Annotated in this window: 6 protein-coding genes, 9 tRNA genes and 1 pseudogene; 13 read left to right on the forward strand and 3 right to left on the reverse strand. The window is 41.1% G+C overall.

The annotated features are described in order from the left end of the window. Positions 1-4: 4 nt before the first annotated feature. Together AB6D07_RS21750 and AB6D07_RS21755 are read right to left on the reverse strand one after the other, a co-directional pair. The gene (locus tag AB6D07_RS21750) at positions 5-1,549 is read right to left on the reverse strand and encodes a hypothetical protein (protein ID WP_372140750.1); all 1,545 of its coding nucleotides are present in this window, start codon (positions 1,547-1,549) and stop codon (positions 5-7) included. Continuing rightward, positions 1,542-2,684, reverse strand: coding sequence for a tyrosine-type recombinase/integrase (locus AB6D07_RS21755; RefSeq protein ID WP_017103677.1), 1,143 nt, complete (start codon positions 2,682-2,684; stop codon positions 1,542-1,544). The genes AB6D07_RS21750 and AB6D07_RS21755 overlap by 8 nt, the downstream gene beginning before the upstream one ends. A gap of 512 nt (positions 2,685-3,196) precedes the next feature. Here AB6D07_RS21755 and mutY point away from each other — a divergent pair. From mutY to AB6D07_RS21820, 13 genes and pseudogenes are all read left to right on the forward strand, one after another. Continuing rightward, positions 3,197-4,159: pseudogene (mutY, locus tag AB6D07_RS21760) on the forward strand (A/G-specific adenine glycosylase); the annotation flags it as partial. A gap of 28 nt (positions 4,160-4,187) precedes the next feature. Then, a complete protein-coding gene (locus AB6D07_RS21765; protein ID WP_004735465.1) occupies positions 4,188-4,460 on the forward strand; it encodes an oxidative damage protection protein in 273 nt (90 codons plus the stop codon). A gap of 69 nt (positions 4,461-4,529) precedes the next feature. Beyond that, positions 4,530-5,663 (forward strand): membrane-bound lytic murein transglycosylase MltC, encoded by a 1,134-nt coding sequence (mltC, locus tag AB6D07_RS21770; RefSeq protein ID WP_017103679.1) that lies wholly within the window; start codon positions 4,530-4,532, stop codon positions 5,661-5,663. 103 nt (positions 5,664-5,766) lie between these two features. Then, a tRNA-Phe gene (locus tag AB6D07_RS21775) sits at positions 5,767-5,842 on the forward strand. 74 nt (positions 5,843-5,916) lie between these two features. Next, positions 5,917-5,992: transfer RNA gene (locus tag AB6D07_RS21780), tRNA-Thr, on the forward strand. A gap of 7 nt (positions 5,993-5,999) precedes the next feature. Beyond that, a tRNA-Phe gene (locus AB6D07_RS21785) sits at positions 6,000-6,075 on the forward strand. A 56-nt stretch (positions 6,076-6,131) separates the two neighbouring features. Continuing rightward, positions 6,132-6,207 (forward strand) — tRNA-Asn (locus tag AB6D07_RS21790). Between the two features lie 317 nt (positions 6,208-6,524). Beyond that, the gene (locus tag AB6D07_RS21795) at positions 6,525-8,150 is read left to right on the forward strand and encodes a methyl-accepting chemotaxis protein (RefSeq protein WP_017101452.1); all 1,626 of its coding nucleotides are present in this window, start codon (positions 6,525-6,527) and stop codon (positions 8,148-8,150) included. A gap of 235 nt (positions 8,151-8,385) precedes the next feature. Further along, positions 8,386-8,461: transfer RNA gene (locus tag AB6D07_RS21800), tRNA-Phe, on the forward strand. Positions 8,462-8,517: 56 nt separating this feature from the next. Then, positions 8,518-8,593: transfer RNA gene (locus tag AB6D07_RS21805), tRNA-Thr, on the forward strand. Positions 8,594-8,617: 24 nt separating this feature from the next. Beyond that, positions 8,618-8,693 (forward strand) — tRNA-Asn (locus tag AB6D07_RS21810). Positions 8,694-8,729: 36 nt separating this feature from the next. Then, positions 8,730-8,805: transfer RNA gene (locus AB6D07_RS21815), tRNA-Thr, on the forward strand. 29 nt (positions 8,806-8,834) lie between these two features. Next, a tRNA-Asn gene (locus tag AB6D07_RS21820) sits at positions 8,835-8,910 on the forward strand. 275 nt (positions 8,911-9,185) lie between these two features. Here AB6D07_RS21820 and AB6D07_RS21825 read toward each other — a convergent pair. Further along, positions 9,186-9,581: a DUF2391 family protein gene (locus AB6D07_RS21825; RefSeq protein ID WP_009847710.1), complete on the reverse strand. Its 396-nt coding sequence runs from the start codon at positions 9,579-9,581 to the stop codon at positions 9,186-9,188. Between the last annotated feature and the right edge of the window lie 1,192 nt (positions 9,582-10,773).

Consider the following 10,773-nt stretch of genomic DNA (forward strand, 5'->3'; position numbering starts at 1 on the left):
CTGATCAGATCGTAGGTTCTTGATTTAGTTCCATTGAATTACGCAACAAAGCCATGTGAGGGCACAACAAGCATTGCATGAAATCCAAACAACTTGGGCCTTGTGAGCTCATTTGTTCATGATTTTTGGGGTTCTTGCAGCTCCCAACATGAGTTTTAAAACGACTGTCAGATTGAATTAATTGCAACTCATTTTGTTGCTCAAGAGTTAGCTCGTAATCTTTTTCATATTGAATCCAAGAGCTTGCTTTCCCTGTGACCGAATAATCATGTAACCGCTCCAGCAACAGGCTTAATCTCGCCTTTTGTTCAGGCGATGTATTTAGATAATGTCGATGCGTCGTTAACGAACTCCCTTGACCAAAGCGAAGCTTATGACCAAGAATTCGAGAAACACTTGCTATCGAACCATAACGGCGCAAAACTTGGACACACGTCGGTCGTAAACGTGATAACCGAATCCGCAAAGGCTTATCTTCATCATCCATGAGCTCAAACATATTCGTAATAACATCAAGTGGTGCCGCGCTATTTTGATTGGTATTACGACTGCTATCTAAATAACCAGCTTTTAATGTTGTGACCTTTTCACTGGTCTGCGAAAAAACATTGATTCTATACAACCAAATGGACTGACCATTTTCGAGACCTTCAGCGCTCCGATATTGGTCTGAACGCTCTTTAAGATACATAAACAAACTTTTCGCACTAGTATGAAACAGACGAGATTCCGCGATCATTTCACGTGTAGTTTCATCACCAACATCAAAATCCTTAACAATAGTACGATGCTGAGCACGTGGCTTGTAAAACGCAAAACAAACTCGACGTTCAGGGTCATGAGGATGTGGATACATCGAATCGACAGTCAGCCGTAAGATATCCGTTTTATTGGCGAGAGTATAAATTGACATCAGCACTGCCGCTGCCGCCAATACAACTGAATCTGCACCACTCCACTTTCCATTTTTATCTTGTTCAATAATTTGTTTGCAGGCCTTTAAAATGCTGCGGAATTCTCTTTTTGAATAGGGCTCTCTTGGAGAGGAAGGGATACCTCGGACACACGGCATATGCCCAGTAAGAACATCGGGATGAACTTGCTCTGGATAGATTTCAGCTAAGCTCAACAAGAGTTTAGGGATCAACCGAGCAATCATTAATGACTTACGAAACCTTCCTCGGCGTTCACCCTCCTGAATAGGACGAGATTGAAACCATTTCAGGTAGCTATATAAGAAAGCGTATCCACATACGCTAACATCCGTAATCTGCTGATGTTCATCAAGATATAGAAGAAAAACATCAATTCCTCGGCGATACTGAGCCAAGGATTTAAGTGAGTATTCCTTCATATAAAGAGAATACACCCCAGTGTTAAGTTGTAAGATAACTTGTTTTAACTGTGGGTACTTCACGATACGAGATTGAACATCAAAGTGCGTGTTCCCATGAACAGGATCAGAAACTACCCACTTCATCGGTGCTTTGATAGCCACTACATTGGTAGTACTTTTTGAAGAGTCGATTACATCATTCGAGTTAAGCATTTCGCTCTTCCTCCATCATTTGAGAAATATCTTTTTCATATTGATGAAGTACCTGACGGTCATTCGCATGTAATTCACTCGTCATATTGATATAAATATTGGCCGTTGTGCTTACATGTGCATGCCCCAGTTGTTTTTGTAGCCAAATCAAACAGGCCATTTCGGAAGGAAATCCTGCATCTTTCCAGCTCTCTAAAGTTCTTGTCGCAAACTCATGCCGAAGAATATGCGGAGTAATCGTATGACGTAATTGCGCCTTTAAAGATGCGTGTAGAAAGTTTTTCTGAATCGTAGAAGGATGCCATGCAGACTTGCTAGAGCTTGCAAAGAACAAACGCGGGTTTGAATGATTCGTTCCATTCATCACTTGATCATATATTTTCAAATATAGAAGACCCGGAATAAATACCGTTCGAGCCTTGCTATTCTTAATAGTCATCGAGTTTGGTGACAACTGGATATGATGTAAAGTATTTGGACTTTGTGCAACAGTGGCGTAAGAAGGCAACGCTGATAGCGGCAAAGAAACGATTTCGCTAATTCTCATTCCCGTTCCTAGCATTAACCCTACCATGGGAACAAATGGTTTAGAGACATAAGTAACGAATCGATTAATTTCATTCATTGTGGGTAGAGGAGCCCGGGTAAATGCTTCAGTAAGCAATAAGCGGTTTCGCCTCGCTTTCCTAACACTCTGCTTTTGATTAAAATTCACACCTCCGCTTGCAGATGAGGTTTCTACTTTTACACCTTCAAAATTCGCATGCACATAACCATTCTCAAATGCCCATTCAATGAAGCTGATCACAGCTCTCAATCGAATATTAATTGTCTGGTTTGATACCGTATTTAAATTCTTCTTTAACTGCAGCTCTCGACGCCATGCAACGACATGCTTTAGTTGAATATCTAAGAGATTGATTCCTTTGGATTGAATATAAGCAAAAAAGTGTTCAAGAGCCTGTTTATTCGAGCGTATGGTGTGCTTCGAGTTCCAAAAACCGGACTCGATTCGATCAAGCATATATTGTGTTGGCGCTTGCATAATCCTTCTAGTGCTATCTAAAAACACTGGTAAATCTAACGTTTTACCATCTGAATCTCTTAAGCTCTGCGCTTGATAAATCACTTTCATTTTCATCTCCTTATCAATAAGTAAGTTTGATGAAAACATGAAACTCAAAACGCGCAACCCACTAAAACAAAGGATAATTGGGGCTTGCGCATTTAAAAAAGAGTGTTAGATGGGGGATAAATTGGCAGTAGCTTCAGGTAGTTTAAATCTTCAAAATCTACCCATTTTGATTAAATGAAATAAATCTATAGAAACATCAAAAACCTCTAGGCAGACAACTTGTGAGGCTTGCGGGCTCAACGGTATGTGGTTTAATAAACTTTAATTAATCAAAACGAAGCGTTAATCCGCATTGAGAAAAAACATCCGAGTTCACATAATTGAAAATTAGATAGAAAGTAGCAATTGACCTGATAACTGTGCGCTGATGTATCTATCTAAATAGATATGACTACCTAATCCGGAATTGACATTACTTTTTATAATCCGATAATTAATGACCCACTTAGATTTAAAAATCTCGTTAATTACTGATTTATAATGACTAATGTTAAAGTTCCACTTATTTCGTGATTACTGAAATCATGCTTCAGCAGACTCAAGTGGCCACGGTGATTCCATACTACCAGCGATTTTTAGAACGCTTTCCAACGGTTATTGACCTAGCGAACGCCGAACAAGATGAGGTGCTGCACTTATGGACAGGGCTTGGCTATTACGCGCGAGCTCGTAACTTACATAAAGCAGCCAAGATCGTTGCTGAGCAATATGATGGTGAATTTCCGCTTTCTATCGAAGAAATGAACGCGCTACCGGGTATTGGACGCTCTACTGCCGCTGCAGTGTTGTCCTCTGTGCATAAACTCCCTCATGCGATTCTTGATGGCAACGTCAAACGCACCTTAGCGAGAAGCTTTGCAGTAGAAGGTTGGCCGGGGCAAAAGAAAGTCGAGAACCAGCTTTGGGAACACGCAGAAGCACACACTCCCAATCAAGATGTTGATAAGTACAATCAAGCCATGATGGACATGGGTGCGATGGTTTGTACTCGTAGCAAACCCAAATGTACCTTATGCCCGATTGAAAGCATGTGTGAAGCTAAGAAGCTCGATAGACAACTCGATTTCCCAGGTAAGAAGCCTAAGAAAGAAAAGCCGATAAAAGAAACATGGTTTGTGATTCTGTACCACAACAATCAAGTATGGCTCGAACAACGCCCTCAATCTGGTATCTGGGGAGGACTATTCTGTTTCCCTCAAAATGAAAACGCAGAGATCGAACATCAGTTAGACCTTCGTTCGATCAAAGACAATGAAACCGATTCGATCAAGACCATGATTGCGTTTCGACATACTTTCAGCCACTACCACTTAGATATCACGCCTGTATTAGTAAAATTAGATAAACAACCAGATTTGATAATGGAAGGGACTAAAGGTCTCTGGTATAACTTATCAAAACCGGAAGAAATTGGCCTAGCCGCTCCTGTAAAGCAGCTTATTGAGAGCCTACCCTTTGAACTGAACGACGTTTGAATCAACGAACGCGATAAGAGGAACCACTATGAGCCGCACTGTATTTTGTGCTCGCCTTCAAAAAGATGCTGAAGGCCTAGATTTTCAACTTTACCCAGGTGACTTAGGTAAGCGTATCTTTGACAACATCTCTAAAGAAGCTTGGGGACAATGGCAAAGCAAACAAACCATGCTTATCAATGAAAAGAAGCTGAACATGATGGATCCTGAGCATCGTAAACTTCTTGAAACTGAGATGGTTAACTTCCTTTTCGAAGGTAAAGATGTCGTTATTGATGGCTATACCCCGCCTAGCGAATAAGACATTTATTTAAATAAATTTTAATGACATCATGGTTTACGCCGCGATGTCATTTTTGTATGAGGAACTATGAAAAAGCTAAGTTACTTCCTAACAGCCATGTTGTTAACAGGGTGCAGTCGTGAATTTGTCGAAAGCATTTATGATGTTAACTACGAACCAACCAACCGGTTTGTAAGTAATTTGGCAGAACTACCAGGGCAATTTGAAAAAGATACTGGGGCGTTGGATGCTTTGATTAGTAGCTTTTCAGGCAATATCCAAAAGCGCTGGGGCAGCAGTGAAGTAAAGATGGCAGGTAAGAGTAACTATGTGAAATACATAGACAATTATCTAAGCCGTTCAGAAGTTAACTTCAGTCAAGGTATCATAACGGTAGAAACCGTCTCCTTAACAGATCCTAAAAAGCACCTCAAAAATGCGATCATGACGACGCTCCTGACACCCGATGATCCAGCTCATGTCGATCTATTTTCGTCCAAAAGCATAAAGCTAGAAGGTCAACCTTTCCTCTACAACCAAGTCGTAGACCAAGAGAAAAAGCCCATCCAATGGACATGGCGTGCTAACAAATTCGCAGATTACCTGATCGCCAATAACCTAAAAACCAAAGAGGTAGACTTTAAAAAAGCCTACTACGTCGAAATCCCAATGGTGGCAGATCATGCGAGCAAACGTAGTTATAAGTATGCCGACATAGTACAACGAGCATCTCAACGCTATGACATCCCTGAAGACTTGATCTATGCAATCATCAAGACAGAAAGCAGCTTCAATCCTTACGCGGTGAGCTGGGCAAATGCTTATGGTCTTATGCAGGTGGTACCTAAAACCGCTGGCCGAGATGTCTTTAAGCTCGTTAAAAAGAAACCTGGAGAACCAAGTCCTGAGTACTTATTCAATCCAGAAAACAACATTGATGCAGGCACCGCATACTTTTACATCCTTAAAAATCGTTATTTAAAAGACGTAAAACACCCAACCACGCTTGAGTACAGTATGATCTCAGCATACAACGGCGGCACTGGTGGCGTGCTCAATACTTTCAGTAAGGATAGAAAGCGAGCAATGCGTGACTTAAATTCATTGCAACCGAGTCAAGCTTACTGGGCACTAACAAAGAAACATCCCAATAAAGAGTCGCGCCGATACTTAGAGAAAGTAACAAAATTCAAGAAAGATTTTAACCAAGGTAAAACGTAAGCCTCACTTTTGAATAAAAAAACAACTAACGAACGTTTTTTTTAGTTATTTTCAAAAAAGGTGTTGACGGTTATGCAGAAAATCCGTTTAATAGCGCTCCGTTGCCCGGATAGCTCAGTCGGTAGAGCAGAGGATTGAAAATCCTCGTGTCGGTGGTTCGATTCCGCCTCCGGGCACCACAATTTGATTTGTTGGTGTCAACACTCTTTAACAGGGAGTAGCAACACGGACAAAAGCATAAAGAATTTAGTGTGCCGACTTAGCTCAGTAGGTAGAGCAACTGACTTGTAATCAGTAGGTCACCAGTTCGACTCCGGTAGTCGGCACCATTCTTTTGCCTCGATAGCTCAGTCGGTAGAGCAGCGGATTGAAAATCCGCGTGTCGGTGGTTCGATTCCGCCTCGAGGCACCATTATTTGGTACTTAACAAATGATGGTCTCTATAGACCTGATGTTGAGACAAGTAATTCCCCTTTAGTTCAGTTGGTAGAACGGCGGACTGTTAATCCGTATGTCGCAAGTTCAAGTCTTGCAAGGGGAGCCACATTCAAGAAAGCCAAGTCGAGAGACTTGGCTTTTTTTCGTTTGAATAAAAGTAACGCAATTCAATAACACATCAGTTCAACATTAAATCTTGATCTTCTAGTAAATGGACTACGTCCGCCACCCTCAATAGAGTAATTGCTCTTGCCTCTGTTTATTCATTTGACAGCGAAAAATGTTCTTCTGGGGACTTTTTTTTCTTCGTAAATTTAATCTTCATCATGTTTTGATACCTTTCTGATACCTGCACTACACGACTTAGCTTAAGATTCGTGAATGATACACCATACTTATTATTAGATCGCTGCACGGGGAAATATGAAATTAAAAACGCAAGCTTATTTATTATCAGGCATCATTTTGATTGCCTTGCTCGCACTTACGGCTACAGGTTTATGGACCTTAAGAGTTGCTAGCAACATAGACAACAAAGCTCGCGTGACAGAGCTATTTAAAAGTGCATACAGCATTCTTACTGAAGTCGAAAAAATGGCTATTGATGGCACTCTAGAAGAACAACAAGCCAAACAGCTGGCCACTCGCCTACTGCGCAACAATATCTATAAAGACAATGAATATGTATATGTTGCTGATGAAGATATGACTTTTGTCGCAACACCTTTAGATCCGCAACTACACGGAACCAGCTTTAATGATTTTAAAGATGGCGATGGAAATAGCGTTGGCCAACTTATTCAGCGAGCACTTGGCAATAGAACAGGACAAATAGTCGAGTACACCTGGACACAAAAACTCCCCGACGGAAGCATTGAAGAAAAACTGTCCATCGCAGAAAAAACACCTCATTGGGGTTGGGTTGTAGGTACAGGTATCGGCTTCAATGAAGTCAACGCAAGGTTTTGGTCAACAGCACAATGGCAACTGATTTTATGTTTGGCTATTGCTGGTGTCATTCTTTCAAGCTTGATTATCTCAATTAAACGTATGCTATCGCTACTTGGCGGTGAACCCAAAGACGTAAGAGAAGCAGTACAAGCTGTAGCAGAAGGAAAAATTCAAACATCGTTTGAGACTCAAGCTGAGCAAGGCAGTATCTATCACGCTGTACAACAAATGAGTCAATCACTGGCAGAGTTAGTATCAAACCTTAACTCTTCAATGCTAGCGTTAAGAGGCGAATTACAGCGCGTGGAAGATCGTGCAGGTTCTATCGCTCAACTTACTGAAACTCAGCAACAATCAACTGAAATGATCGCAACAGCAATGACTGAGATGGCGTCTTCAGCAAATAATGTTGCCGATTCAGCTGGCGATACAGCTCGTAACACCGACGAGGCAGACAAACAAAGCCAACATACTCAGCTCCTAATCCACAACACAGTAGATAACATTCAAGGCCTAGCAGGACAATTAGGTACAGCCAGTGAAGCTGTCGCTAACCTAGATAACGACGTAAACAATATTGTTAAGGTATTGGACGTTATAGGTGATATTGCAGAACAAACTAACCTGTTAGCACTTAACGCTGCTATTGAGGCTGCGCGAGCGGGTGAACAAGGTCGAGGATTTGCAGTAGTGGCGGATGAGGTACGTAATCTTGCTGGTCGAACGCAATCGAGCACCAAAGAGATTCAGTTAATGATCAATAATCTTCAAGAAGGTTCCCGTAACGCCATTCAAACAATGAATGTGTGCGCGGCAACGAGTGAAAGTACTGTAGCAGAGTCTCAGAATGCCTCTGAAGCTCTACAACAGATTGTGATTGCATTAGAGTCTATATCATCAATGAGCCATCAAATCGCAACAGCAGCCGCTGAGCAGACTCAGGTAAGCGATGATATATCGAAGCGTATCAATATGATCGAAGAAAGTGGCAACCAACTGAGCGATGTCGTAACGGAAAGCCATAACAGCACTCAAACTTTAGCTTCTCTTTCTAACGAATTAGAGACTTGGGTAAATAGGTTTGAAGTAAAACACTAAACTCTCGAGAAAAACCTTTAATATAAAAGCACGTTTTCATACGTGCTTTTTTTATTTCAGCGCCCATTCAAAGCAGTTAACCGTAGTTTTGCCATCTTTTAAGGCATGCTAGACCTAGGTTTTTCTACCCAAACGAACAAAAACAACCCACTAAGTATAGAAAAACATCAAACAATACTTTTTTTGCAATTTAATGTTGACCCAGAACGCGAAAACACGTTTAATACACCTCGTAGCCCGGATAGCTCAGTCGGTAGAGCAGAGGATTGAAAATCCTCGTGTCGGTGGTTCGATTCCGCCTCCGGGCACCACAATTTATTTGTTGGTGTCCTTGACAACAACAGTAAAGCACAAAGAAATATCATGTGCCGACTTAGCTCAGTAGGTAGAGCAACTGACTTGTAATCAGTAGGTCACCAGTTCGACTCCGGTAGTCGGCACCATTTCTTTAAAGCTTTAAGAATAATTCCCCTTTAGTTCAGTTGGTAGAACGGCGGACTGTTAATCCGTATGTCGCAAGTTCAAGTCTTGCAAGGGGAGCCAAGTTAATCATTAAGCGTAAGCTTCTTGATACATGATGCCGACTTAGCTCAGTAGGTAGAGCAACTGACTTGTAATCAGTAGGTCACCAGTTCGATTCCGGTAGTCGGCACCATTCTCTTGATTAGAGATAAAACAATCAATTCCCCTTTAGTTCAGTTGGTAGAACGGCGGACTGTTAATCCGTATGTCGCAAGTTCAAGTCTTGCAAGGGGAGCCAATTAAAGAAAGCCGCATCATTGATGCGGCTTTTTTGCATCTAAAGATCCTAGCGTGCCTCCATCCCCCTCACCTTTCTAATCGCTCATTCAGTACAGAAACTCTCAGTCTTAATTTTCTTGTAAAACAATTAGGCCTTACTCTTTTGATTTAGCTTTAATCACTCAACGACATGTCGAAACCTTTCTAGCGAGCTTGCTACTTGGTTATCTAAGAGTGAACCAAATAAGCGCTAGAATGGCTCTGTTGATGACTTAACCTGGGTGATATACGGTTTCACTCTTTATCGAAACTATCCACTATAATAGCCCCCATAGACGCGGGCATTGATATAACAATGACACGTTTAAACGAGACTATTGGATCGCTTAATAGAGGCAACTTATCCAAACATGTCAGGACCAAAGCAACTACCAACGCCGTCATAGCATAAGCAATAACAATTCTGAAAATAAACACCGGCATGCGCGCAACAACATTTTTTTGAAAGACACTTTCATAAGTATAAAAGCCTAAGAACACAGCTGATAATAAAAATAGCAGCAACAGATTAGCAGTAGGCAAAGTCTCCCCTAACTTCCAGGCTTCTTCGGAAAAAGAAATCGGTACAGCCAAAGCAAAAGATCCTACAAAGATCTGACTGGCATCTTCAAAGTTAAAGCTTAATTTCATAGTTCGCCCCATTAGCTTTTAAGGCTTTATCTATTTGTTAAAATAATCACTAAAATATCACCCGATGATCTTTTTTTGAGTCTATTCTTACCAAGTGAACGATAACGCCCTTCTAGCTTAATATTAGTCGCAATAGCCAAAACATAGCTTGAATTAACCAGCAAGAAATCAATATGTTCAGAGTAAAGTGGTCAACATAACTAATTCATATCGAGTCAACAAACACATCAGAGTAGAAAAGAGACCGGTAAACATCTCCTAAGATACCTGAACCTAGAGCCAGAGAGTCTCGATCTGATTGGATAATAAATATCACTGCACGAATACGAGAAATTCTCTATTTCTTAGCATATGTATCCCACCGGCACCAATTTGGGCCCTTAATCTAGCGACTTTCTCCTTCAACCTGAAATATAGTCCAATTCCCCTTTGAGATACTTTTCAAACAGGGTGCTCAATACAATTAAGAGTGGTTTGAGCTTAATGAATAACAAGAGGATGAAGTCACCTCATTAAGGGCTATAGCGCTCTTAGCAGAAACATCCATGATCGATTCCTAATTACACATCAGAAGTACCCTCTAGATTCACAGAGAAAAATAGAAGTCAGGTATCGTAGACGAAGGGCTGTTAACTAATACTAAAGTGCACTCGCTTGATAAAGCAAACATCTGCGAACGCAGGGCACATAGGATGAGTTGTAAGCCTTATATAACTTCGATATTGAATGGATACAGCTGAGTCAGAACAGTCTCATTAACCTGACTTACAACGTCGCATAGCTCGAGTATTTGAGTGCTAAGCTTAAAGCTATATGCGTTTGTGAAACGCATGCTCGTTTCAAATAACAACTGGTGTAGAAAATACAAATAAAAAGACTCTAATCGTAGAGTTAGACTTTCTAATAAATAACAGAATAATGGGACACGTTAACTAGGAGTCATGGGTTACGCGCAAACCTTGTGTAAAAGTCATTCAATGGAAGGGCGAACACTATAATTTAGATGCAAAAAAGCCCCGCGATTTCTAGCGAGACTTCTTATAAATGGTGGAGTGCTTGGGGTCGCAGGCGACCGGGACTCGTTGCTCGAAGACAAAATTATCGTATCCAGAAACGACGAAAGCCTAGTCATAAGACTCTAATGCCGTTCGGATAAGCATTATTGCTTGAACCTGAACGGATATTTGGCTGG

This window comes from Vibrio sp. 10N.239.312.C11, from assembly GCF_041466065.1.
Classification (GTDB): Bacteria; Pseudomonadota; Gammaproteobacteria; order Enterobacterales; family Vibrionaceae; genus Vibrio; species Vibrio tasmaniensis_A.

Excerpts from the sequence above, each read along its gene's own strand:
- AB6D07_RS21755 (WP_017103677.1), bottom strand. The coding sequence starts at position 2,684 with ATGAAAGTGATTTATCAAGCGCAGAGCTTAAGAGATTCAGATGGTAAA.
- AB6D07_RS21795 (WP_017101452.1), top strand. The coding sequence starts at position 6,525 with ATGAAATTAAAAACGCAAGCTTATTTATTATCAGGCATCATTTTGATT.
- AB6D07_RS21765 (WP_004735465.1), top strand. The coding sequence starts at position 4,188 with ATGAGCCGCACTGTATTTTGTGCTCGCCTTCAAAAAGATGCTGAAGGC.
- mltC (WP_017103679.1), top strand. The coding sequence starts at position 4,530 with ATGAAAAAGCTAAGTTACTTCCTAACAGCCATGTTGTTAACAGGGTGC.
- AB6D07_RS21825 (WP_009847710.1), bottom strand. The coding sequence starts at position 9,581 with ATGAAATTAAGCTTTAACTTTGAAGATGCCAGTCAGATCTTTGTAGGA.
- AB6D07_RS21750 (WP_372140750.1), bottom strand. The coding sequence starts at position 1,549 with ATGCTTAACTCGAATGATGTAATCGACTCTTCAAAAAGTACTACCAAT.